The organism is Sphingobium cloacae, from assembly GCF_002355855.1.
In the GTDB taxonomy this organism is placed as follows: Bacteria; Pseudomonadota; Alphaproteobacteria; order Sphingomonadales; family Sphingomonadaceae; genus Sphingobium; species Sphingobium cloacae.
Map to the genome: position 1 here is coordinate 398,443 of NZ_AP017655.1, position 22,411 is coordinate 420,853.

25 protein-coding genes are annotated in these 22,411 nt (G+C 63.1%); 20 read left to right on the top strand and 5 right to left on the bottom strand.

Going from position 1 to position 22,411, the window contains the following annotated elements; translation table 11 throughout:
• Positions 1-4: 4 nt before the first annotated feature.
• The 8 genes from SCLO_RS22795 to SCLO_RS02145 all read left to right on the top strand — a co-directional run bounded on the left by SCLO_RS22795 (position 5) and on the right by SCLO_RS02145 (position 5,091).
• Positions 5-199 carry a hypothetical protein gene (locus tag SCLO_RS22795; protein ID WP_062066102.1) on the top strand — a complete coding sequence of 65 codons (195 nt, stop codon included), beginning with the start codon at positions 5-7 and terminating at the stop codon, positions 197-199.
• On the top strand, positions 196-744 hold the full coding sequence (locus tag SCLO_RS02115) for a hypothetical protein (protein WP_021244098.1): 549 nt from the start codon (positions 196-198) through the stop codon (positions 742-744). Before SCLO_RS22795 ends, SCLO_RS02115 begins: the two co-directional genes overlap by 4 nt.
• Before the next feature lie 122 nt (positions 745-866).
• Entirely contained in the window at positions 867-1,382 is a 516-nt protein-coding gene (locus tag SCLO_RS02120; RefSeq protein ID WP_021244099.1) for a hypothetical protein, read from the top strand.
• 78 nt (positions 1,383-1,460) lie between these two features.
• Complete coding sequence (locus SCLO_RS02125; protein ID WP_021244100.1) at positions 1,461-1,862, top strand: hypothetical protein; 402 nt, start codon at positions 1,461-1,463, stop codon at positions 1,860-1,862.
• Positions 1,863-1,887: 25 nt separating this feature from the next.
• Positions 1,888-2,436, top strand: a complete 549-nt coding sequence (locus tag SCLO_RS02130; RefSeq protein ID WP_021244101.1) for a hypothetical protein — start codon at positions 1,888-1,890, stop codon at positions 2,434-2,436.
• A 136-nt stretch (positions 2,437-2,572) separates the two neighbouring features.
• Positions 2,573-3,658 (top strand): hypothetical protein, encoded by a 1,086-nt coding sequence (locus SCLO_RS02135; RefSeq protein WP_021244102.1) that lies wholly within the window; start codon positions 2,573-2,575, stop codon positions 3,656-3,658.
• A 136-nt stretch (positions 3,659-3,794) separates the two neighbouring features.
• Positions 3,795-3,995, top strand: coding sequence for a hypothetical protein (locus tag SCLO_RS02140; RefSeq protein ID WP_021244103.1), 201 nt, complete (start codon positions 3,795-3,797; stop codon positions 3,993-3,995).
• Between the two features lie 91 nt (positions 3,996-4,086).
• Positions 4,087-5,091: a deazapurine DNA modification protein DpdA family protein gene (locus SCLO_RS02145; protein ID WP_013846873.1), complete on the top strand. Its 1,005-nt coding sequence runs from the start codon at positions 4,087-4,089 to the stop codon at positions 5,089-5,091.
• A 111-nt stretch (positions 5,092-5,202) separates the two neighbouring features.
• Here the strand turns inward: SCLO_RS02145 and SCLO_RS23215 are convergent, their stop codons facing one another.
• Positions 5,203-5,379: a hypothetical protein gene (locus tag SCLO_RS23215; RefSeq protein WP_013846872.1), complete on the bottom strand. Its 177-nt coding sequence runs from the start codon at positions 5,377-5,379 to the stop codon at positions 5,203-5,205.
• Between the two features lie 234 nt (positions 5,380-5,613).
• Between SCLO_RS23215 and SCLO_RS02155 the strand changes: the two genes are divergently transcribed.
• The 3 genes from SCLO_RS02155 to SCLO_RS02165 all read left to right on the top strand — a co-directional run bounded on the left by SCLO_RS02155 (position 5,614) and on the right by SCLO_RS02165 (position 7,067).
• Entirely contained in the window at positions 5,614-6,216 is a 603-nt protein-coding gene (locus SCLO_RS02155) for a hypothetical protein (RefSeq protein ID WP_062066100.1), read from the top strand.
• An 87-nt stretch (positions 6,217-6,303) separates the two neighbouring features.
• Positions 6,304-6,618, top strand: a complete 315-nt coding sequence (locus SCLO_RS02160; protein ID WP_021244107.1) for a type II toxin-antitoxin system Phd/YefM family antitoxin — start codon at positions 6,304-6,306, stop codon at positions 6,616-6,618.
• Positions 6,615-7,067: a type II toxin-antitoxin system VapC family toxin gene (locus SCLO_RS02165; RefSeq protein WP_021244108.1), complete on the top strand. Its 453-nt coding sequence runs from the start codon at positions 6,615-6,617 to the stop codon at positions 7,065-7,067. The genes SCLO_RS02160 and SCLO_RS02165 overlap by 4 nt, the downstream gene beginning before the upstream one ends.
• Before the next feature lie 24 nt (positions 7,068-7,091).
• On the opposite strand, the gene SCLO_RS23220 is transcribed toward SCLO_RS02165, so the two are convergent.
• From SCLO_RS23220 to SCLO_RS24500, 3 genes are all read right to left on the bottom strand, one after another.
• Positions 7,092-7,241 (bottom strand): hypothetical protein, encoded by a 150-nt coding sequence (locus SCLO_RS23220; protein WP_021244109.1) that lies wholly within the window; start codon positions 7,239-7,241, stop codon positions 7,092-7,094.
• Between the two features lie 291 nt (positions 7,242-7,532).
• Positions 7,533-7,928, bottom strand: coding sequence for a hypothetical protein (locus SCLO_RS02170; RefSeq protein WP_021244110.1), 396 nt, complete (start codon positions 7,926-7,928; stop codon positions 7,533-7,535).
• 44 nt (positions 7,929-7,972) lie between these two features.
• Positions 7,973-8,278: a hypothetical protein gene (locus tag SCLO_RS24500; protein ID WP_145980662.1), complete on the bottom strand. Its 306-nt coding sequence runs from the start codon at positions 8,276-8,278 to the stop codon at positions 7,973-7,975.
• A gap of 559 nt (positions 8,279-8,837) precedes the next feature.
• On the opposite strand from SCLO_RS24500, the gene SCLO_RS02180 reads away from it, so the two are divergent.
• Positions 8,838-9,311 (top strand): DUF736 domain-containing protein, encoded by a 474-nt coding sequence (locus SCLO_RS02180; RefSeq protein ID WP_021243077.1) that lies wholly within the window; start codon positions 8,838-8,840, stop codon positions 9,309-9,311.
• Between the two features lie 83 nt (positions 9,312-9,394).
• Positions 9,395-10,420 (top strand): SLOG family protein, encoded by a 1,026-nt coding sequence (locus SCLO_RS02185; protein WP_062066095.1) that lies wholly within the window; start codon positions 9,395-9,397, stop codon positions 10,418-10,420.
• 164 nt (positions 10,421-10,584) lie between these two features.
• Here the strand turns inward: SCLO_RS02185 and SCLO_RS02190 are convergent, their stop codons facing one another.
• Positions 10,585-10,908, bottom strand: a complete 324-nt coding sequence (locus SCLO_RS02190; protein ID WP_013846863.1) for a hypothetical protein — start codon at positions 10,906-10,908, stop codon at positions 10,585-10,587.
• Between the two features lie 464 nt (positions 10,909-11,372).
• On the opposite strand from SCLO_RS02190, the gene SCLO_RS02195 reads away from it, so the two are divergent.
• The 7 genes from SCLO_RS02195 to SCLO_RS02225 all read left to right on the top strand — a co-directional run bounded on the left by SCLO_RS02195 (position 11,373) and on the right by SCLO_RS02225 (position 22,396).
• Positions 11,373-11,672 carry a ribbon-helix-helix domain-containing protein gene (locus SCLO_RS02195; protein WP_013846862.1) on the top strand — a complete coding sequence of 100 codons (300 nt, stop codon included), beginning with the start codon at positions 11,373-11,375 and terminating at the stop codon, positions 11,670-11,672.
• 172 nt (positions 11,673-11,844) lie between these two features.
• Positions 11,845-13,995, top strand: a complete 2,151-nt coding sequence (locus tag SCLO_RS02200; protein ID WP_013846861.1) for a type IV secretion system DNA-binding domain-containing protein — start codon at positions 11,845-11,847, stop codon at positions 13,993-13,995.
• Positions 13,992-16,985 (top strand): MobF family relaxase, encoded by a 2,994-nt coding sequence (gene mobF / locus SCLO_RS02205; protein ID WP_013846860.1) that lies wholly within the window; start codon positions 13,992-13,994, stop codon positions 16,983-16,985. Before SCLO_RS02200 ends, mobF begins: the two co-directional genes overlap by 4 nt.
• Before the next feature lie 6 nt (positions 16,986-16,991).
• Positions 16,992-17,585: a restriction endonuclease gene (locus tag SCLO_RS02210; protein WP_231746298.1), complete on the top strand. Its 594-nt coding sequence runs from the start codon at positions 16,992-16,994 to the stop codon at positions 17,583-17,585.
• 14 nt (positions 17,586-17,599) lie between these two features.
• Entirely contained in the window at positions 17,600-18,139 is a 540-nt protein-coding gene (locus SCLO_RS02215; RefSeq protein ID WP_013846858.1) for a lytic transglycosylase domain-containing protein, read from the top strand.
• A 565-nt stretch (positions 18,140-18,704) separates the two neighbouring features.
• Entirely contained in the window at positions 18,705-21,086 is a 2,382-nt protein-coding gene (gene ppsA / locus SCLO_RS02220; protein WP_030090317.1) for a phosphoenolpyruvate synthase, read from the top strand.
• Between the two features lie 338 nt (positions 21,087-21,424).
• On the top strand, positions 21,425-22,396 hold the full coding sequence (locus SCLO_RS02225; RefSeq protein ID WP_081465117.1) for a universal stress protein: 972 nt from the start codon (positions 21,425-21,427) through the stop codon (positions 22,394-22,396).
• The last annotated feature ends 15 nt before the right edge of the window (positions 22,397-22,411 follow it).

Below are 22,411 nucleotides of genomic sequence, written 5' to 3' on the forward strand. Positions count from 1 at the left end.
GCCAATGAACCCTGCCGATCGATACCCGATCACGCCGGGCATGTGGATCAGGACCGAGGAGAACGAGAAGTTCTTCTTCCTGCGATATTCATCGACCGGCCATTGGGGTTTCTTTTCCGAGGAGCGTCATCACACCGTGCGGGAATACAAGCTCCCGCTCGCGGGCCTCAAACCTTGGCACAAGGAACGCTGCCCATGAAAACGCACGCGATGGCGAGCGGCCTTCGGGTCACTCTGAGCAAGACCGAGCTGCAAGCCTTGCTTGCGCTCGCGCGATATGGCGCCGAACAGATCGCGGCCGCACACCATTCTTATATCGTGCCAAAGCGGCAGGAAGCCCTGGCGGCCGACGTCATCAAGGGCCTCGAACAGGGGCTGTCGTCGGTCCGCTGGAAACAGGCGGAGGCCAAGGCAAGACGCGACGCACCGAAACGCGAGGCCGAGCGACGCGCAGCACGCGAGCATCATGCACAGATCGACGGCTATACGGTTTGGGGGATGTTGAGCGACTGGACCGATCTTTCGGACGATCCCGACCGGCACCAGTGGGCGGATCTATTGAATCCTCTAACCGAAGCGCGTGAGCAGGCAGAAATTCGCCATAATGTCTGGCGGATATTCATCAGCAAGGGCAGCGCCGCGGCGGACGATCTCATCGTCTATCCGGGTGATTGCACGCAGACCGCCGATCGTCAGGAAATCGAGGTGCTCGCCCGACGAATCATCGCGCAACATCGGGAATGACGGGATCGCGCTGGCAAGATATGCGCGCGCCCTCGGAGGTGACCACAGGATCGGCCATTGCGAAAGGGCCCGCAAGGAGGGGAGTAGGAGGGGCTGACGGTGAACTTCCCTGGGAGCTTGCTATGACCGCCAGCGATTTTGCCACATACCATCGCGTATCCACGCCACCCATATTCATCTCCGGATCGCTTTCCATCCGGCAGCTTCCGGCCTGCGTAATGAAGCGGCTCGGCGTCGTCATCGAAAAGGAGTTGCCCGTCGTGATTGGCGACGCATCTGGCGCGGATGCAGCGGTCCAGCGATTCCTCGCCGATTGCGGTGTGCGTCACGTCACGATCTTCTGCGGAGGTTCCGTCCCCCGGCACAATATCGGCATATGGCCGGTCCGGCAGATCCGAGCAGATGCTCCTGCGGGTACGCGCGCCTTCCACAGCGCGAAAGATCGGGAAATGTGTCGCCTCGCCGGTGTCGGGTTCGTCATATGGGACGGAACGAGCCAGGGCAGTCGCGCCAACATCCGGCGACTATGCGAGCGCGGGCGGTATGTCGTCGTCTATCTTCGCCCTGACGACTGTTTCGTGACCCTTGCCAGTGATGCGCAAAGGATGGCGTTTTTGGCCTCCGGCCGTCTCGGCTGACATCACTGCGGAATGGTGGTTGCACGCCTCGCTAGAACCCGCCCCCAGCCTCGAACTTCCATCACAAGGATGCCATCGATGACCGAATCCATTCGATTGTCCGCCGATGACGTCCGGCAGCTGCGAGACGTCGCCGAGCGTATCGCCCGCCGCCACAGTTCCGTCCGCCGCTTTGCGATCGAGATCGCCGAGCGCTTCAGCCTCACCACCGGCAACGCTGCCCTCAATATCCGTGCGATCAGCGCCGACCCGGATTGGGCGGACACCGATCTCAATCAGACGTTCCCCTGGTCGCGCATCCGCGAGCGCCATATACTTGCGAACGGAGGTGCGCTGTTCGACCTCTATATCTACGAACGGCCCGGCATCGGGGAAACCGGCGACCTTGTCTGCTGCGTCCAGGCCGAGTTAGATGGACAGGGCCTCATTGCCGTCCACGCGGATAGCACCAGGGATGTCTGGCGCCGGTCGGACCTGTAGACTGTCTTTCCGCCCATTCGATACGATGAGCGCGATCGCTCACAGCAACCACATCTTCGGGAATCCCGCCATGCGCCTGTCAGACGAGCTTGCCGCCAGACGCCGCCTCTATGCCATGCCGCTCGTCACCGCTCCGGCGGTGATGGTCATCGACATTCCGCCGCGTCTCGCGGGGCAGGGGCTCGCACTCGATCGCTATTATATCGTCATGATCGAGACCGATGAGGAGCTTGCCGCGTTCGAAGCGTTCCTCACCGTGGACCGGGACGGCCTGCGAGCACCCGATCTACTCGATCGCAAACCCAGTTGCCGCGAGGCGGGAGAGATAAGCTTCTTCGAATTCTCGCCCCCTGAGCCGGGCTGGCCATGGATCCTGCTTTGTCACTGGCCGCGGCACTTTGCGCGGATGTTCGGCACCGACCCCGATGCTCTCGCGCGCCGGGCCTATTCGATGGAGGCGTTCGACGATCGGGAAGGCCTGGAAGCGGCGCTGAAGGCGCATATTGCCGCGTTCGGCGAACTGGCGGACGTCAAGGTCATCCAGCCGCTGGCCGGCACGGCGGGCCGGGCGTGATCAGGCTGCCTGACTTGCCCCTATTCTGGATGAGCAACTGACCGCAGCGAACAGTCCTGGGCCGCAGGAGGGGAGGAAAGAGGTGATGGGCGAGGGAGCCATAGTGGATCCTCCGATCTCCATAAGGAAACAGCCCATGCCCACCCATCAGCTATCCGGTTTCACGACGGAAGCAACCGCCGACATCATCTCTCGGCCGTCCGCCGATCTTGTCGCGCTGTCCAGCAACGAACTGATGGTTGCGCGCAAGCTTGCCTATAATCCCGAAAACGACGCGCTTGGCGAAGGTGATTTCTGGGCCGAATATATGGAAAGCGAGGACGACTGCATGGCCGCGCGCCAGGTCGTTCCGTTCGACACATTCACGCTTTCCGTCTGGCATACCCTTGCCGCCGACATGTTCGAGGAACGATCCGATGAACGCGATGCATCCCAGATCGACCGGCTGATCGAAAGGCGCGGCCTGTTTCCTCATGATCCCGCCAATCGTCCTTGGCGTATCGCGCTTCCCGCAATCGAACTCCAAATCGCGCTTGAAAAGGATATCAAAGCAGGTTCGTGTCGGACTGCCGATGCCCGGATACGGGTCGATGCCCTCGATCAATTGTCCGGCATGGAGCCCGACTTCTATACGGATAGGGAAGCCATATCGACCGCAGGCTGGGACGCTCTTTCGGTCACCATCTTCGAACAGACCTGCACTGCGCCGACGGGCGTGCGCTTCGGGAACATCTTCGATCGACCCGACCTGACGACCGGAACGCCGCTCGCGCACGCCCGCGCCCAACTCTTCGAACTCCAGACGGCGCTCGCTTCCGCCACACGGAGCCGACGGCAGGATCCTGCGTTCAAAATCTATGTGCGGGGCATGATGGACGAGCTGCTCGCGATGCCTCCGCTGCTGGAGGCGATCCATAATGACCACAGCGGCGCATTCCGCGTCGTGGCCGCCTTTCTCGACGATCATCATCCCGAATGGTCCGAGGGGCTCTCGAAGAACCAGGCATTCAGTCCCTTGCTGCCCCTGCCTGTCGACTGGAATGGCCACGTCGATATCGTTGGCCTGGTGCAGGACTCGCGCGCCCGCATGTCCGCCGAAACGGTGGGTGTCGCGCCGCAGTTCTTCGGACTCTATGCCGGACGCCGCGATGGCAGTTCCGTCTGGCTCGGGGCGGCGGCCTGCGAAGCCGATGCTCATGCGCTGGTGACCCGGTTGGGCTAACCCGGCCCCATATCGATCCGCTCATTGGCGCGGCAGACTGGTGCAACAACAGGGCGGCAACATGGCGCCCTTCGCGTTCTCCACAGGGGGAAAGGGGGTGGTTGGTGGATGAGTTTCATCTGGGAGTTCACCAACCATGTCCAGCAGCCAGCGAACCACGAACACCCCCGAAATCATCGTAACCGACAGCATCACCTGTCCCAACTGCGGCGCAGCCGAGTGCTATGATGATCCCACGAGCCCTACAGGCAAGCGGTTCAACATCAACGCCTATAAGGTCGGCGACAAGCACGGTTACTGGTGGAGCCGTTGCAACCTTTGCAATAGCTGGTTCTAGAAGGGCAGGAGGATTTCCGGCTCCCGCAAGCGTAACCGTCTTTCGTCTCACCGACCCTTCGCTTGAGAAGCGTGACGTCGCGGAGGCCAGCATGAACATAGAGATCATCGTCGGCCTCCCGCATCTCAATCGTGGCCCGCTTCTCCAGCGCGCGATCGAGATGCGCTATCCGGTCCTCATTTCAGCGAACGCGCTGTCGCGATGGGATCGCCGCGAGGGCTATGCGCGCTGGGCGGGCTGGAACCTGCGTTCGCTGGCCAATGCCTCGCGCCTGGTGTCGATCGACCTCGACTCCGCCGGCTTTGTCGTCGCTCATCGCTACCGCGGGCTGCCCTGGACGGCCGATGACTATATCGAACTGGCCGCAAGCTACCCATTTCGGCGCTTCGCGAGCCTCGACCTGTGCACCGAAGAGGAAATTGCCCGCGACCGCGACGAAGTCCTCGACCGTATCTCGCGCACCATCGCGCTCAATCATGCCTGTCATGCAAGAGCCGCCGATCGCGGAATCGATGCCCGGTTCATGCCCGTCATCCAGGGACGGCATCCCGACGACTATCTGCGATGCCTCGACGGCATTGCCGGTATCCTTCGGCCAGGCATGGTTGTCGGTATCGGCTCCATGTGCCGCCGCACGGTGTCCGGTCCTGATGGGCTTCTCGCGGTGCTAAGCCGGCTCGACCGGGACGCAGACCCTGCGCTCCGCTTCCACCTTTTCGGTGTGAAGGGAACAGCCCTCCATTATTTGCGGCCGCTTGCGCATCGCATCGCCAGCCTCGATTCCTGCGCCTATTCTCTGGCCGCGCGGATCGAGGCGTGGCGCGAAGGCTTTTCGAAGACCGACGAGTTCGTTGCCGGTCATATGGAGCGATGGCAACGCCGGCAGCAGGCCCGGCTCGACGGGGGCGACGCCGCATTCCAGCATCATCTGCCGCTCACGAAACCTGCGCTTTCGGCCGGAAACGCATGGGACAGAGCACTCGATCTCGCCCGGGCGGAAATCCGCACTTTGATCGAACAAGGGGAGATCGCGCACGAGCAAATCACCGAAGGGTGGGTCGCGCAGTGGGCGGCTGAAACCTATAGCGCCACGTAGTAACGCAGGTCCTGGTGAATTTAGCCTCGGTCGCTGACCTATGCGGTGTGCGAAGAACTCACCGGCCTATAAGGTCGAGGACGCCACGCAGGGTCTTGCCCATCGATCGAATCATCTCCTCGCCCGCCTCACCTCGTCATCCCGACAGAAGTTCCAATACTCGTCCATATCTGCGAGCGTTAGCTTCTTCGGCTGCATCTTGGCCCAGGCATCCGCCATAAAGAGCATGAAGCTCATTGCGCCGTCATCAGAAACGGCATGCGGCTGATACACGATAGGCAGGTTCATCACGAGCATCCCTGTCGGAGCACTTTGTTTCTTTTTCAAAGCGGCGATAGGCGACCGCCCGTTTTTCACAGGTCCGAGACGCTCCGATTACGCCTGTCGCTGCGAATTCACAAGATTGACCGCCAGATTGGCGTGAACGACGCGCGGTTGCAACCACCGATCACCGTCGCCGCACGGCCTGGCTGTGCCGATGGGGGCAATTGCGGCCTTCAAGCCCGCAAAAAGGAGGTATCCGTGACCCAGTGTCCCGAATCCAATTCGGCCGAGCGTCATTGCTATGGCGTGATTCTCCATCATCGCGCCGAATGGTGGCTTGTCGAATTTCCCGAGCGCGATCCGGACCCTATCAAGGCATGGGCCCTGACCGGCCAGCTTACGCCGGCGATGGCGGATTGGTTTCGTGCCGATACGGGCAATAACGCCGCCAAGGCAGAGGTCCCCGCGTTGAACCCGGACAGTCGCTGCTGGTCTGGTGAATTCTCGATCCGTCCGTCGCCGGATAGCGCCGATCGCTTCGACATCGATGCGCATCCCTGGGGCTCCGAAGCGGGCGAATTGGAGACGCGGCTTGCCCGCGCCATGATCGAAAGCACACTCTTCCCTATCCCGCCCGGCTTCCTTTCAGTCTTCACAGGCCTTCCGGACGACGATCGACCCGTTCTTGCCATCCGCCTCAGCGGCTATATCTGCTCGACGTTCGAAGTGCTCACCGCCCGTTACATGCCGGTCTATCGGCCTCGATCGCCCTGGCGGGACATATCGGGCGAGGCCGTCAGCGACAGCGGCAGTGACATTCTCGGATGGGCACCCGCCCGCGACTGGATCAGGCCGGCATGACACACATGGCCTACCGATGCCGGATCGAGCTTGCGCCGATACCGCTGGATCATTATATCTGACTAACTAGTCAGATGGAGAATTTTCATGACTACCTCCAAACGCGCCGGTGACGGCCCCGCACGCAAAGGTGGTTCCAGGCTTCCACCAGCGGCGCGCGGATGGAAGCTCGAAGACGCCAAGGCGCGGTTCAGCGAGGTGGTTCGCCTGGCCCGCAGCGAAGGGCCGCAACGCGTCACGGTGCGCGGCAAGGATGCCGTCGTTATCATCAGCGCCGACGAACTCGAAAGATTGCTGCCGCCTGAACGCAAGAAGCCGCTTGTCGCCTTTCTCGAAGGACTGCACCTCGAAGGCGTCGATCTGACGCGCGAACGCGATAGCGGACGGGACATCGTCTTGTGATCGGCTGGCTTCTCGACACCAATGTGATTGCCGCCCTCATAAATCCCAACGGCGCGCCGAGCGTGAAGACATGGGCGTCGGAGCAGCCCGAAGAAGCGCTGTTCCTCAGCATCCTGACGCTCGGCGAATATGACAAGGGAATCCACGCCATACCCGCGAACCATCCCGAGCGGCCCCGCTATATCGGGGCTCGCGATGCGCTCGAAGCGCGTTTCAAAGGTCGCATTCTGTCCGTTGATGACGCGATTATCCGGCGATGGGGAGCAATCTCCGGCGACGTCAAGCTAGGGACGGGCCATGCGCCGGGCGTTGTCGACACAATGCTGGCGGCCACCGCGATTGAGCACCAGCTTTATCTCGTGACTCGCAACGTCAAGGATGTGCGTCACAGCGGCGCAGCCATATTCAATCCGTGGGAGGATGATCCCACAACTCTGGCGCTATCCTGACCAGTTCGGGAATGAGATCCTTCCTCAGGCCCCTTCGAGCAATCGCTCCCGCGCCAGATCCAGCGCGTGCGAAAGCCGTATCGCCACCACCTGGTCCTTAGGGTCGACGAGGCATTCGAGTGCCGCCTCCATGTGCTTGATGGCGTTTTCCAGCCCTGGCTCTTCGTCTGTCATCTGTGCTTCTCCGTCCCGTCGCGCTCAGTCGGCGGGCACCCCCCCGGAGGAGGATGCCGGCCCCTGAGCCGGACGGTAGAAAGACGCGAACAATAGAACGCGTGCCTGATCTTTAGCCGGAGCCTGGACATAATCAGGCAATCCGGCCGCAAGGCATGCGCCGACTCTATTGTTCGGAGTTTCTACTCTCCGGCCCACCACCGGCGGACCCGCCCCTCTAACCCAATCGGGCAGCAACTGCCAATCGGTTCCGTGCGAAATTACCGGATGCCGCAGGTGGGGACGGGATATTCAGCGTGTCGATAGACGCGCCGCTTCGACCGGCCGATACATATCCGCGCGATCACGCATTACGCTGGTAAGCCAGGCGAGATGGCTGGCCGCGTCCGCCAACGGCAACGTGGCTACCGCGTCGAACAGGCTGCGTTGATAGGGTGGACCGCTATCGAGGATATCCACCAGCTTTTCCCGCGCCGGGCTATGGGGATCGGTGATCTCGGCATTGGCTTCGCGAGCCGCCTCCAGAAAGGCCTCAGCCAGTTCTTGCGTGGCATAGTAGCCGCTGTCGAGACCTTCCCCGAGCGCGAGGGCGGCGATCTGGCTGCGCACATCCGCGATATCGGGGTCGTTGACTGCATCGATCAGCGACAGGTTGAAATCGAAGGTGGCGAGATAGTCCGCGATCATGGGAAAGTCCTTTCATCCATGAATAGAACATAGGTCGAACATGTTTACAATCGGAATGATGCCCGCAATAGGATCGCGATCATGAGTTTCGCTTCCGCATGGGCCGCCCCGATCGGCCGGCACCCCGCGCCGTGACCATGGCGGCCGCGCCTCTGCGCCTCCGTGGACAGCTGCGCCGATCCGAGCGCGGTTTCCTCCTCGAGATGGAGGATGGCCACGTCTGGCGTCTCAATGGCGCGCAGGATTTCCCGCCGCTGGTGGACGCCACTGTCATCGTCGAGGCACGCAAGGCCAGCAGCAGCCTCCTCGACGTTCTCTGGCTCGGGCCAGCGTAGCAACCCCAAAGGCACGCTCCGATCTCTCCTCGGGCATCGCGTTTGGGGAACCGTCGCCGCGGGCCTCGGCGAGGACGCCTCGGCCCGCAATCAGCGTCGCACGCAGTCTGTCATCACATTCTGCGCCGCCTCGCAGGGTCTCGGCGTGCCAGGGCTGGTCGGGGCAAGCAAGGGCTGCCTCCGGCCAAGAAAACCTAGGAGTAGAAGGGGCCTGCCGACGTTGTCGCTTGGGGTAAGCGGTCGGCAGGCCCCTTCTACTCCAAGCTTTTCTAAAGGCCGCAGCGCGACGTCCCTTGCTTGCCCCGACCAGCCCTGACCCTTGAGCCCCGGCGACGGCGGCTCCGAATGCGATGACAGACGGCCACCGTCGCGTCCTCCGCTGATCAGGAAGGAATGGCTTCGCCATACTTTTCTTTGTTCGGGACGCTGCCGCGTCCGTTTTATTGGCTCTGGCTCACCAAATGCGATGAAATACTGTCAAGAAAACAATGACATATACTCAAAAAGGGGGAGGGGGTATAAGTATAGGTGCTGATGGGGATTGGCCCCGGATGCATCGTTTGGAGTAAAGGCTATGAATATCGGTGAGTTTAACCTGAACAAGGGCCGCATCATCGGGTGGATTGCCACCCGCGCAATCGACCTGCCCAAGCTGGCCTTGCGCCCGGTGGAAAGCGAAAACGAACTGGCCCCGGCTTATGAAATCATCGCGCCCAATGTCGGGGGCCGTGTCGTTCAGGTCGGCGCGCTTTGGGAAGCCGTCGCCAAGAAAACCGGCGAGGTTTTCCTGCAAGGCCATGTTGATGACCCGTCGATGCCCGAAGCCCTGCCCATCGCGCTTTTCGGCTCGGTGGAGGAAGGCTATCGGGTGGCATGGCGCAGGCCGGAGCGCGACGATTTCGGTCCCGCCATTCGCGCCACCCGCGACAATGCGCCTTCCGGCAACCGTGGCGACGACTACGGTTTCGGTGACAGCACCGCCGATGAAAGCGGCGGACTGTCCAGCCAAGGAGCCGCCGCCGATCTGGACGATGAAGTTGCGTTCTAGGGGCTAGGCCGAGACGGGCCGGGGGAGCGTTGCACCGCTTCCCCGGACCCTAACCGATCATCCTGCCATCAGGAGTCAGACCCATGACGAAGAAGTCAGCTAAGAAAACCGTTAGCACATTTGCGGACCTGCCGGAACTTATCGCGGAGGAAACCGCAAACCCTGCCTTTGAAGCATCCTTTGGCGATCCGCTGCCGCTGTCCATCATCGAACCCGGCGACGAACCGGGCGAACACACCATGCCCGAACCGTTCACCGCGCAGAAGGTATGCGGCGAACTTATCACGTCGCTTTACTGCCTCTTGACCGACACGCGGCTTGACCCGCTCGCCCCGCAAATCGCTTGGGGTATCGTCAACAGCTTCCATTTCGTTGCCGGAACGGTGGAGCGCCAAGAGGATAGGCTTGCCGACAAAATCCGCGACATGACGCGGCGCATGGAACCGGGCGAGGTATTCAACAAAGACCTTGAGGATACCCAGTTGCAATGCCGCTCGCTGGCCGAACAGCGCGCAGCCATCGAGACATTGCGCGACTATGCCGCCGCCATGTATCGCGCTTGTTGGCGTCGCGCATGGGCACCGACCAAGGGCAGCAAGGCGTCATCTGTCACCACCGCAAGCTATATCAATGCGCTGGATTTCTTGCAGGAGCGCGCCCTTGCCAAGCGCGAGAAGCACCAGCCGCAAGGCCCCGTCGTCATCTTTTCCGGCCCAGCCGTATGGGAGGAATGGCAACCGCTTTGGGCGAAGCTAAGCGAGATCAAGGCCCGTGTTCCGCATATGACGCTTGTTACCACCGGGCAACGGAAAGGGGCGGACGCCATCGCGGCGGCATGGGCAGCGCGGGAAGGCGTCCCCGTTGTCGCCTATGGCCTCTATGGTGGCGGGCGCAAGGCTCCCTATCAGCGCAACCGCAAGATGGGCGAGCTTGAGCCGGTGGAAGCCGTCCTTTGCGAAGGGTCCGGCATCCAAGCCAATCTCTATCAGACCATGCGGAAACAAGGCGTTCCCATCCATGCTTTCCGCAAGCCCAAGGATGCCCCCGCATCCCGCAAGCCGCAGAACGGCGAGGGGGACACGTTCAGGCAAGCACGGCGCAGCGCCTGAAACCAAACGGCGCGGCGCTTCCCCCAGCGCCGCGCTACCCATCACACGAGACCCGCCAAGGCTGGCGCGCATCCCCGCGCGCTGGCCTTTTGTCGTGCCCCCGGCCGCCGCCGCGCCTGACGGCGCGGCGGCGGGAAGAACCAAAAGGGGAAGGGCCGACAGGTTCACGCCCCCACCGAAGGGCCGAGCGCCCCACCGTCATCCCCCTTTGCGGGCCTTGGCGCGGCTGGCGCTTTCCCCGAATGGGAAGCATCGGAGGCACCCGACGCCCCCTTGAGCGCAGCCAGCGCGGCAGCGCCGCCCAACCGCAACACATGGCCCAGCACGTCCCGGAACTCGCGTTCCGTCAATTGCTCGACCGGCAGCGCCGTCACCATTGCCGCATAGCGATCGCGTAGCCGCTTGCGTAGCGCAGCCTTCTCGACCGCAATCCTCTTCTCGCGATCTTCCAGATCAGCGAGCCTATCGCGTTCAGACATTTTAGGCATGACCAGTTTCCTTCTCAGGCTGGCCCGCTCGTCACGCGATCCTTGTCGCACAGGCGCACCCGCGCCACAAGCGACCCCACCGCATAGCGCGACCTATCTCCCCACATCGACCACCACCGCAATGGGTGCGCCCGGCAGCGGTAGGGATGACGCAGCAACTCCGTTGCTGCGGGCAAGCGACGCACGCGCTTCGCGGTTTGTAATGCACCGTACGCACGGGTGCTGTGGCCTGAAACTGCCCTATAATCAATGGTTTCCGTTGGCAGACGCGTCAGCCAGATTTCACGTTATTTGGCTGACGCGTCTGCCGCCTCAGTACTATTGCCCGAAAAAGCCCCGCAATTCCGCCGTTTCCGGCTGGCAGACACGTCCGCCACGCTGATTTTATTGTGATCGTCGCTTGTCTGCGCTATAGTTGCTGTGCGTCGTGACCTCCTTGTCGAAGCTCCAGTCGGAGCATCACCTTGGCAAGGGTCACAATCCGGATCGACGATGCCCTTTACGAGCGGCTGCAGCGCCGTGCCCGTAAAGTCGGCGTCAGCGTCGCCGAACTCCTCCGCCCCGCGATCGACCAGACCGCCGATCCCCGCGGCGGCTACGTCTACACGACGCAGGACGAAATCCTCTCCTGCGTCCTGCAGACGCTCTCTATCCTCGCGGCATCGGTGCGACGCCGGTCGCCCGAGACGCTCGAACAGGGCATGGCCGACGCCAGGGCGCTGCTCCTCGAAAAGGGGCTGCTCTCACCGGACGAACAGCCATGACCCGGCGCGCGGATCCCCACCTCGCGGACACATGCCCGGCCTCGCGTTCCCCCTCGGCGGGCTTCCCGTCCGGCCGCGCGATTGCCTGCGATTATTCCCTGCCGGTCAGGGCCATCCCAAATCCGGGGGCATGCCGTAGCGCACCGCCAGCCGTTCGGGGGAGGGGCCGGCCATGAGCATCTTCCGCAACGACACGTTGGGGAGCTGGACGCGGGGCGGGCAGGCGATCGTCCACAATGTCCGCATGACCACCCAGGTCTTTTTCCAGACCGTGCTGGCCGGGCTGATCCTCTGGTTGATGGGGACCTGCTGGTATGCGTTCGAAAAGTCGACCGACTATCAGCGCTTCGTCCTCGCCAAGCTGGTGGAGGCGACCATCAAGGCGGATGCGGCGCCGGGGACCAATGACCCGGTGCTGTTCCGCACCCCCGACGGGCGCCAATACTGGACCTCGGCCGACACCCTCGCCGACTCCGGTGTCGCGAAGCAGGCGCTCCACAAACTCGAAAAGGACCTCATCCACGGGGCGGCCATTGCCGGTGTGGTCGCCCTCTTCGGACTGGTCAGTGCCTGGTTCTATTTTACCAGAACTGGGAAGGGGCTCGGCTCCAACGAATATCTGCGCGGCGCCCGCTTCGGGACGGCCTCGGAAGTGCGGCGCGCGCTCCGGGGGCAGAAGAAGGGGGCGCTCACAATCGGCGGCGTCGCCGTGCCGGAAGCCTTCGAGCCCGAACATATCCTGCTGGTCGGCGCTCCAGGAACGGGCAAGACCAACCTCATCACCACCATGCTCGAAGGCATCCGCAAGCAGGGTAAGCGGGCGATCGTCTATGACACGGCCGGGAGCTTCGTTGAGAAATTCTATCGCCCCGGCAGGGACATCCTGCTCAACCCGCTCGACAAGCGCACCGACATCTGGAGTCCCTGGGTCGATGTTCCGCGGGAGTATCATTACGACCAGATCGCGGAATCTACGATCCCCGACAAACATGGCGATCCGTTCTGGAGCAAGGCCGCGCGCGGCACGCTGGTCGCCGTCCTGCGCAAGCTCGCGCGGCAGAAGCACACGCTCATCTCGGTCCTGCTTGATCGGGTGCTGCGTTCCCCGCTCGCCGATCTTGCCGCCTATGTGAAGGGCACCGATGCCGCCGCTTTCATCTCCGCCGAGGGAGAGCGCACCTCGGCCGGCGTCCAGGCCGAGCTTGCCTCGGTCATGCGCAGCTTCGCCTATCTCGACGATACCGAGGACGGCTTCTCGATCCGGCGTTGGGTCGAGGACGAGAAGGACGACAGCTGGCTGTTCGTCACCGTCAAGGCCGACCAGCTTCCTTCGCTGCGCCCCCTGATCACGGTCTGGCTCGACATCGCGATCAGCGCGATCATGAGCCTCACGCCCGACCGCGACCGGCGGCTCTATTGCGTCATTGACGAATTGCCGACGCTCCAGAAGCTCCCCAGCCTATCCGACTTCCTCGCCCGTGCGCGCAAATATGGCGGCTGCGGCATATTGGGGTTCCAGTCCTATCCCCAGCTGACCGCGACCTACGGCAAGGAGGATGCGGCGGCCATCACCGGCTACTGCTCGACCTGGGTCGCGCTCCGGGCGAACGATAGCGACACCTCGGAACTTATCTCCAAAAACCTTGGCCGGGTCGAGCAGGTCGAAGCCAACGAGGGGATGAGCTACGGCGTCAATGACATGCGCGACGGGGTGAACCTCAGTCGCATGCAGGTGACCCGCCCGCTGGTTCTGGACACCGAGGTCACCCATCTGCCGAACCTTTCGGGTTTCCTCCGTTTCGGGCGCAATCTCCCCGTCGTCCGTTTCACCGATCGCTTCAATCCGCTGCCTTCGATCGCGGCCGCGTTCGTTGAACGCACCGAGCCCCCCAAAAGGCTGCCGCTCGGCAAGGCCATCATCTCCCAGGCGTGGGCAGAGCGCCGCGCGCGCCAGGCGCGGGAGGAGGCCGCGAGGCGAGGGCAGGGTCCGGGACATCCGGACACGCCGCCGTCTCCCGGAACGGGGCAAGGCGATCTTTTTACCGGCGAGGCCAATCCCCCGCCGGCGCGGGAGCCGACCCAGGAGCCGCCCAGCCTGCCGGATCCCCAGGACGCCGTGCCGCAGGATGAGGTGTTCGGACCCACCGACCACAGCGATTCCGGCATGACGGACGAGGGAGCGCCGATCGACGATCATCCCGACGAGGAGAACAGGGTTGCCACCCCCATCCCCTTGTTGGGGGCGACGCGCGGCACGATCCGTGTGCGGCTCGACAGCCATGGCCGTTCCGAAGGCCCGCGTGAGAAGGCGAAGCCGGCATGATCCATCCTCGCCGCCTCAAGGGGACACCCGCCAATATCGGCCGCTACTATACAATCGGCGACTATTATACCAAGGGCGGCAACGAACCCTCCGAATGGGGCGGCAAGCTCGCCGCCAGCCTCGGCCTGTCCGGGCCTGTCGACCCCAAGCAGTTCGAGGAACTGCTCGCCGGCAAGGTCGGCGACCAGCAGCTCGGTCGCCGGCGCAAGGAAGGCATCCAGCATCATCCCGGCTGGGATTTCACGATCAGCGCGCCCAAGTCGATCTCGATCCTGGCGCTGGTCACGGGCGACGAGCGCATCCTTGCCGCGCACGAGCGGGCGGTCGGGGTTGCGCTTGCCTATGCCGAGGAACATGCCGAGCTGCGCCGCCGGGTGGACGGCGAGATCGTCCACGAGACGACGGGCCGGCTGCTGTTCGCGCGTTTCACCGAATATGCCAGCCGCGAGCACGACCCGCAGCTCCATACCCATGTCGTCATTCTCAACATGACCAACCATCTCAATGGCGACCGCATGTCGAGTCTCGAGACGCGCTCGATGTATGCCGAGCAGCTCGTCATGGGTCAGATCTATCGCAACGAGATTGCCCGCGACGTGCGCGCGCTGGGGCATGAGATCGTGTTCGATCCGCGTAAGGGGCTGTTCGAGGTCGAAGGCATGCCCGGCCAGCTTATCCGTGACTATTCGCAGCGCGCCGAGCAGATCAACGAGCATGCCGCGGAGCACGGGCTTGAGGGACAGGCCCAGCGCCGGATCTCCTTCTTCGCGACCCGAAAGGCCAAGGAGACGATCGGCCTCGATGACCTGCGCGAGCAATGGCGCGTGCGTGCTGAACCCTATCGTGAAGATCTCGACAGGCTCCAGGCCGCGGCGCAGGAGCGGGGTGAACGAACCATCGAGACCGATCCGCGCGTTGCCCGCCGCGCCGCTCTGTTCGGCATCCGCCAGAATGAAACGCGCGAGGCGGTCAACAATATAGGCCGTCTCTATCGCACCGCGCTCGCATCGCATGTCGGTGAGGTCCGCCTGGGCGACGTGCGGCCGCTCTACGATGCGCAGGAGAACAAGGGCAAGCTGCTGGTCACGGTGCGCCAGACCGGCGACCAGCCGCTTCCGCGCGGCCGGACATCGCGCCGGACCGCCAAACTCGAACTCGCCCTGTCCGAGCATCTGTCGCTGGCCATGGGCGATGCGAAGCCGGTTGCCACCCGTGAACGGCTGGAAGAGGCTGCGACGGCCGCCAGGCTGAAGCCCGAACAGACCGCGGCGCTGATCGCCATCGGCAGCGGCACAAACCGGGCGGTCGGCGTGCATGGTGTCGGCGGCGCAGGCAAATCCACCCTGGTCGCCGCGTTGGTCGATGCGACCCGCGACGACTATACCACCGTGGCGCTCGCACCGACCTCTTCGGCGGCGGCGGAACTCGGGCACAAGGCGGGCATCGAATCCCGCACGCTCGCCTCGCTGCTCGCGAGCGGCGGTTATGGCATTACCGACAGGCATATTCTCGCGCTCGACGAGGCGGGCCAGCTCGGCAACCGCCAGGCGCTGCGCGTGCTGGAGATCAGCCGCGCGACCGGCGCGCGTCTCATATTCCTCGGCGACAATAAGCAGACGGGCGCGATCGAGCAGGGCAAGGCCTATTGGCTGCTCCAGCAACTCGGGCTGCCGACTAGCCAGCTCAAGGAGTCGCGGCGCCACCTGACCGACGCGACGCAGGAGGCCGCGGACATGGCGCGCAAGGGCGACTATGCCGCGTCGCTCGCCGCGCTGGATCGCGTGACCACCGGCGACACCGCGGAGAACCTCGCCAAGGCGATGGTCGCCGATTGGACCCGGCTCAAACCGGAGATACGGGGCGAAACCAATATCCTCGTCCTCGACAACGCGACCCGTCTGATCGTCAACAGCCATATCCGCGAAGTCCTGAAACGCGAGGGCACCGTCGCGGCCGAAGACCATCGGCTCGAAGTGCTGACCCCGTCCGGCCTGACCGACCAGGAAAAGCAGATGGCGCGCTTCTACAGCGCGGGCCAGGTGCTCAAGTTCACGCGCGACAATCCCAGGCTGGGGATCGCACGCGACGCCGACTATCGCGTCGTCGGGGTCGGCCGGAACAATCATGGCCGCCAGGTCGTGCGCCTGGTCGACGAGCATGGCCGCCAGATCGAATGGCGTCCGGGCCTCGGCAAGGCGGCGCATGTCAATGTGTTCCTGCCTGAGAAGCGCGACCTTGCCCAGGGCGACCGCATCCAGTGGCGGCTGGTCAACAAGGAACTCGAGGTCAAGAATGCCGAACGCGGCACCGTTCTGGCGCTCGAGGGCAATATCGCGACGATCAGATGGGACCGCGGCGAGCGCGTCCAGCAGGTCGATCTCTCGGTCCACCGGACCTGGGATCATGGGTATTCGGAAACCGTCTATTCGTCGCAGTCCAAGACCTATGACCGCGTCTATGCGCTGGCGCCTGTGGAATCCGGCCTCGTCAACGGTCAGAACTATTACACCGCCATCACTCGCGCCGCCTATGGCGTGAAGCTCTGGACCGAGAGCCAGCAACGTCTCGCGGAAAAGCTCGCCTCGCGATCGGGCGAGAAGACCTCGTCGCTCGAAGGGCTCGGCCGGATCAGGGCCGACAGCCACAAGATGCGGGGACTTCGCCACAAGGACCGGCACGACCGCTCCCGCGAGGAGAATGCCCGCGAGCGCGCCGCCCGTAATGCCGAGCGGGAGCAGCGCGAGCGGAAACGGCAGGGCCGCTCCGAACCCCGCCCGAACAGTCTTGCCGAGATCCTCGCCGGCCGCGCGCAGGAGGCTGCCTCGCTGGTCGACCGCTTCCTGCGCGGCACGATCGAACGGGACCGTCAGCACGCGCCGGCGGAGCCCGATCGCGCGGGTACGCGCGAGCCTGTCCACCAACCAGAACCCCAATCCCAACCTCAGCCGCAGCACGATCATGGCGATCGTGGCGGCGGGCATGACCGATAGGAGAAGATGATGGAACTTTTGCTGATGGCGATCGCCTGCGCCGCCCTCGTTGCCCTGCTATACCGCCATTATCGCGTTCCGATCCGTCATCGCTGGCGACGCCGACAGGCTCGAACGATGTGCGAGCAGCTGCGCGGACCGGATCGCGATCAGCCCGCCGTCTTGCACTATGCCCGGCTGCGCGCGATGGATCCGCTGGCGTTCGAGGAATTACTGCTCGAAGCCTTCGAGCAGCGCGGGCACCGCGTCATCCGTAATCGCCGCTATACCGGGGACGGCGGCGTCGACGGGGAGGTCATCATCGATGGCCGGCGCTGGCTGATCCAGGCGAAGCGGTATCGCGATGCGATCAAGCCTGAACATGTGCGTGAGTTCGCCATGCTTTGCGCTGCGCGGCGGCGGCGCGGCATGTTCATCCACACCGGTCGCACCGGCGGGATGAGCCGCACGATCTGTTCGAGCGCCGATGGCATCGAAATCGTCTCCGGGCAGCGATTGCTTGCGCTGCTGACCGGCGCTCCGTTCGAGCCGGATGGTCTGCCGTCTCGCGATCTTCTTCGACGTGGCCCCTCCGATTTTCGTGATCGGATAGTGCAATGAGGGCGTGTCGATCAATGATTTTCCAGGCCTCGGTAGCGGGAAGGGCGCTCACCAGTATAGCGATCCTGTCCGTCATACTGACGCCGGCTCCTGTGCTGGCGAAGCAAGCTGCACCTGGTGAGGTCGCCGAAATCGCCCGTTGCATCCGCGTCGCCGCGCGGGGGCGTGCCTGGCTTGAAAAGACGCTTTGGGGCTTGCGGACACAGGAGGCTGGCTGGCTGGGCGCGGAGATCGCGAATACCAACGGCACCCACGATCTCGGGCCGCTTCAGATCAACAGTAGCTGGGTGCCGAAAATGTCCCGACTGCTCGAACGACCCCAGGAGCAGATCCGTCATTGGCTGCGCTACGATCCCTGTTTTAATGTCGAGGCGGCACGCTGGATATTCCTGTCCGGGCTGGAAGCGACCGGAGACTATTGGAAAGCGGTTGGCGTCTATCATAGCCCAACCGAGGCGAGGCAGGTCGCCTATGCGAAGAAGGTCGCAAGCCACATGCGTCGGCGGTTTGGCCCGGACGTGTTTGCGGCAAGCCGCGGGAACCTGGTGAGGTAGTTTTGGGCGATGAATACAAGCGGTTGAATAGCTTTCAACGCTGGACTCCAAGGCTGGGCAGGCAGCCCGTTCGCTGCATCTGCCCTCCGAGGTCATCCCTTTTCAGCGAACACTGGGATCGTACCTAAGATCGTGCGCTGGCCACCTGCGCTTTGCAGCTTCCGCCCCAATTCAGCGATGCGTCGTTCGCCGTCCTCTTACGTCAGTGTACTCCTTCGATGGGGCTGGCGGACTTGCACAGCTTGGCAGGCTTGGTGGACGGCCTGCGATCTGCTGATCGGTGAAACTGACGACAGGCAGGCAATGGCGCGATAGGGTGAGTATTACGCCCGCGCCCGCAGTTCGTCGATCATGCATTTGTGTTGCCCATAACCTGCTCTCGATCTTGGGCCATCCGGCCGGAGCTGATCCGGTCAATCTGATGATCGAGCCGAAGTCCATCGATACACTCAGGAGCCTTACGTAGTGACGTTGCCAGTCGGCGCGGTGATGGTGACCACAAAAGAGGTGGCTGGGTGAAACCTTGAGGCGGCCTCTGGCACCTTACGCAAGCTGGAGATGAGCTATGTCCAAGCCGATGATTTTGTGGTTCGAAGACATCGGTATCGCTGATGTGCAGGCCGTAGGCGGCAAGAACGCGTCTTTAGGCGAGATGACCGCGGCCCTCGCTCAGAAGGGCGTGAAGGTGCCCTCTGGCTTTGCCACCACTGCGGACGCTTACAGGGCGTTCATTCACGACAATGAGCTTGCACCCCGCATTACGGAACATCTCTCCGCCTTCCACTCCGGCGGATGCACCCTTCAGGAAGCGGGGCAGGCTATAAGGAGTCTGTTTCTGGAAGCGGAAATGCCCTCCCATATCGCCGAGGAGATTGTGTCCGCTTATGCGGAACTTGGCCGGCGTACCGGCACAGAGCGTCCCGCCGTTGCCGTGCGCAGCAGCGCGACCGCCGAAGATCTGCCGGATGCGAGCTTCGCGGGCCAGCAGGAAACCTTCCTCAATGTCCGGGGCCGGGCCGCACTTCTGGCGGCCTGTCGTCGATGCTTCGCCTCGCTGTTCACCGATCGCGCGATCAGTTACCGCGATGCGAAAGGCTTCGATCATCTCGAGGTTGCGCTGTCGATCGGCATTCAGCAGATGGTCCGCTCGGACCTGTGCGGATCGGGCGTCATGTTCTCGATCGATACCGAAACTGGCTTTCCAAATGCTATCGTCATCAGCGCCGCCTGGGGGCTGGGCGAGACCGTCGTCCAGGGGAGCGTAAACCCGGACAGATATGTCGTATTCAAACCGCTTCTCGCGCAGCCGGGGACCGAACCGATCATCGACAAGGAGTTGGGCGGTAAGGCGTTCCGCATGGTCTATGGGGAAGGCGGAAGCCACCGTACGAGGATCGTCGAGACAACCGAGCAGGAGCGTCAGAGCTTCGTTCTCGATAACAGCGATATCGTCCAGCTCGCGCGGTGGGCCGTGGCAATCGAGGACCATTACCAGCGTCCCATGGACATGGAATGGGCGAAGGACGGCGAGACTGGTGAACTCTACATCGTCCAGGCGCGTCCCGAAACGGTTCAGGCCCAGGCCAGCACTTCGACATTCCGGCATTACCGCCTCAAGGAGAAAGGCGACCCGCTATTGACGGGCGCGGCGGTGGGAACAGCCATCGCTGCTGGCAAGGCTTGTGTCATCCGGACCGCCGCCGACATCGCCCAGTTCCGGGACGGGTCTATTCTCATCACTGAGACGACTGACCCCGATTGGGTTCCGGTCATGAAACGCGCGGCGGGGATCGTGACCAATCATGGCGGCACCACCAGCCACGCTGCCATCGTCAGCCGCGAACTCGGTGTTCCCGCAATCGTCGGCACCGGAAACGCGACCGAGATCATTGCCGAGAACAGCGAGATCACGATCAGCTGCGCTGACGGTGACGTCGGAACAATCTACGCCAGCATACTCGATTTTTCCGTGACGGACGTGGATATCGGCTCCCTGCCGGCCACCCGGACGGACATCATGGTCAATATCGCGAACCCGGCGGCGGCATTCCAGTGGTGGCGGCTTCCTGCCCGAGGGGTCGGCCTTGCGCGCATGGAGTTCATCATCAACGCGCATATCAAGGTGCATCCGATGGCACTGGTTCACCCGGATCGCGTGAGCGCTGAAGCTCAACGGCAAATACGCGATCTGACCAAGGGGTATTCCGACCCATCGGAGTTTTTTGTCGATGTCCTCGCGCGCGGCATCGCGAAGCTTGCAAGTCCCTATTACCCGCACCCCGCCATCGTGCGCCTGAGCGATTTCAAAACGAACGAATATGCGCACCTTGTGGGCGGCGACGCCTTCGAGCCGGATGAGGAGAATCCGATGCTCGGCTTCCGCGGCGCCTCGCGCTATTACGATGAACGGTATCGCGAAGGCTTCGCTCTCGAATGCCGCGCGCTCAAGCGGGTCCGGGAGGAACTGGGCTTCTCGAACGTCATCGTCATGGTCCCCTTCTGCCGCACGCCGGCCGAGGCGGATCGCGTGCTCGAAGCGATGGCCGAGAACGGTTTGCGCCGCGGGGAGAATGGGCTGCAAATCTACATGATGTGCGAGATACCCTCGAACGTCATTCTCGCCGAGCAGTTCGCTACGCGCTTCGACGGATTTTCCATCGGCTCCAACGACCTCACCCAGCTTGTGTTGGGTGTCGACCGCGATTCCGGGATTCTGGCCAATCTCTTCGATGAAAGAGACGAAGCCGTCACCCGCATGATCTCGGAAGCCATTCGCAAGGCGCACGCGGCGGGCATCAAGATCGGCATATGCGGCCAGGGGCCGAGCAACCATCCGGACTTTGCGGCGTTCCTGATTTCGGAGGGTATCGATTCCATGTCGCTCAATCCCGACAGCTTCGTGCGAACGATCAAGGCCGTCGCGGAGGCGGAGGGACAATCGGGCTGAGCGCCGGGTGAAATGACACTGATGCGAGGTACAGGAAATTGCGTCTACCGGTGCTGATCCGCCTGGGTTCACCCGCATATTGTCGCGCAATCGCGAGCTCGGGAAGGTTACCCGAGAACGTCGTCTGAGTCCGGCGGCATTCGTAAAAGCCCTAATGGCCCCATCCTGGAACCGCCGATAGCCTTTGAGTGCTGGCTGGAATCGGGGAACAGGGTCCGGCCAGATGACGTTGATAGCAACAGTCGGAATGAGCGCCGCCGGTAGCGGGGAGACGGACGGCAACAGGAGGTTTTCCTATGTCTGCCGTATCTGCCTTTCCATCCTTCTCCCAGCCCCGAATGTCCGCGAAGACATCCGGCGTCGTCGCGTGCATCGATTGCACCGATCGCAACGCGTGGATCTATCCACACGCTCTTGCTCTGGCTTCAACGCTCGACGTTCCGGTAACGCTGCTTCAGGTCTTGGACAGAGACGCGTCGCCCGACGCACGGCCTGACCCCATCGAGTGCAATCTTCGTCGCCGCGAGGCCATGCGGGTGCTCGATCGTTGTGCTGCGACGATCGAACCGTCCTCATCTCAAACGACCATTGAGCTCGCAGAAGGACCGGCGGCGGAGGAAATCTGCCGGTACGTGCGGGAGTGTGACGAAGGGATGGTCGTGCTGGGCAGGCGCGGACGAAAGGAAGCCGGCCGCGACGGCGTCGGGGGCACAGTCCACAAGGTGCTGTCCCAGGCACCAGGCCCTGTCCTGCTTGTTCCGGTGGAAGCGCCCGTCCCGGGTTCGGCCTATCGACGGATCGTGGTGCCGCTCGATGGCTCGCGCTGGGCCGAAAGCGTGCTGCCCCTTGCGGTGCGCCTCGCGAAGGCAGCCGACGCTGAGCTGCTGCTCGTTCATGTCGTCCCCACGCCCGAAATGATCCAGGCGCGACCCCTGGAAACCGAAGACGAGACGCTGCGCGAAAACCTGATCGAACGCAACGAGCAGGCCGCGCGCAGCTATCTGGATCGGACCAGGTCCAATCTTTCGGCGATGGGCCTTCGCGCTCGCGCGATTGTCATCCGTGGCGGCGACGTTCGCGACACGCTTTGCGCGTTGATCGATCGCGAAGCGGCTGATCTCGCGGTGATGTCCGCACGCGGGCACGGGCATCAGCATGTCAGGGACGTCCCGTACGGAACGGTTGCCTCCTATCTGATGGCCCATTGCAGTGTCCCGATGCTCGTCCTGCCTTCGGCGAGTCGCAAGGCGCAAATGACTTCGCCTGCCGCCAGCCAGAGCGTGAGATTGCCAACGGCCATTCAGGTCTGATTGATGGCCGATTAT

Coding starts and splice junctions, on each gene's coding strand:
- SCLO_RS02120 (WP_021244099.1), top strand. CDS start 867: ATGACCGCCAGCGATTTTGCCACATACCATCGCGTATCCACGCCACCC.
- SCLO_RS02200 (WP_013846861.1), top strand. CDS start 11,845: ATGAGCATCTTCCGCAACGACACGTTGGGGAGCTGGACGCGGGGCGGG.
- SCLO_RS02170 (WP_021244110.1), bottom strand. CDS start 7,928: ATGATCGCGGACTATCTCGCCACCTTCGATTTCAACCTGTCGCTGATC.
- SCLO_RS02190 (WP_013846863.1), bottom strand. CDS start 10,908: ATGCCTAAAATGTCTGAACGCGATAGGCTCGCTGATCTGGAAGATCGC.
- ppsA (WP_030090317.1), top strand. CDS start 18,705: ATGTCCAAGCCGATGATTTTGTGGTTCGAAGACATCGGTATCGCTGAT.
- SCLO_RS02210 (WP_231746298.1), top strand. CDS start 16,992: ATGATGGAACTTTTGCTGATGGCGATCGCCTGCGCCGCCCTCGTTGCC.
- SCLO_RS02135 (WP_021244102.1), top strand. CDS start 2,573: ATGCCCACCCATCAGCTATCCGGTTTCACGACGGAAGCAACCGCCGAC.
- SCLO_RS02180 (WP_021243077.1), top strand. CDS start 8,838: ATGAATATCGGTGAGTTTAACCTGAACAAGGGCCGCATCATCGGGTGG.
- SCLO_RS02115 (WP_021244098.1), top strand. CDS start 196: ATGAAAACGCACGCGATGGCGAGCGGCCTTCGGGTCACTCTGAGCAAG.
- SCLO_RS02130 (WP_021244101.1), top strand. CDS start 1,888: ATGAGCGCGATCGCTCACAGCAACCACATCTTCGGGAATCCCGCCATG.
- SCLO_RS02160 (WP_021244107.1), top strand. CDS start 6,304: ATGACTACCTCCAAACGCGCCGGTGACGGCCCCGCACGCAAAGGTGGT.
- SCLO_RS02225 (WP_081465117.1), top strand. CDS start 21,425: ATGTCCGCGAAGACATCCGGCGTCGTCGCGTGCATCGATTGCACCGAT.
- SCLO_RS22795 (WP_062066102.1), top strand. CDS start 5: ATGAACCCTGCCGATCGATACCCGATCACGCCGGGCATGTGGATCAGG.
- SCLO_RS02140 (WP_021244103.1), top strand. CDS start 3,795: ATGTCCAGCAGCCAGCGAACCACGAACACCCCCGAAATCATCGTAACC.
- SCLO_RS23220 (WP_021244109.1), bottom strand. CDS start 7,241: ATGACAGACGAAGAGCCAGGGCTGGAAAACGCCATCAAGCACATGGAG.
- SCLO_RS02215 (WP_013846858.1), top strand. CDS start 17,600: ATGATTTTCCAGGCCTCGGTAGCGGGAAGGGCGCTCACCAGTATAGCG.
- SCLO_RS23215 (WP_013846872.1), bottom strand. CDS start 5,379: ATGAACCTGCCTATCGTGTATCAGCCGCATGCCGTTTCTGATGACGGC.
- SCLO_RS02145 (WP_013846873.1), top strand. CDS start 4,087: ATGAACATAGAGATCATCGTCGGCCTCCCGCATCTCAATCGTGGCCCG.
- SCLO_RS02185 (WP_062066095.1), top strand. CDS start 9,395: ATGACGAAGAAGTCAGCTAAGAAAACCGTTAGCACATTTGCGGACCTG.
- mobF (WP_013846860.1), top strand. CDS start 13,992: ATGATCCATCCTCGCCGCCTCAAGGGGACACCCGCCAATATCGGCCGC.
- SCLO_RS02125 (WP_021244100.1), top strand. CDS start 1,461: ATGACCGAATCCATTCGATTGTCCGCCGATGACGTCCGGCAGCTGCGA.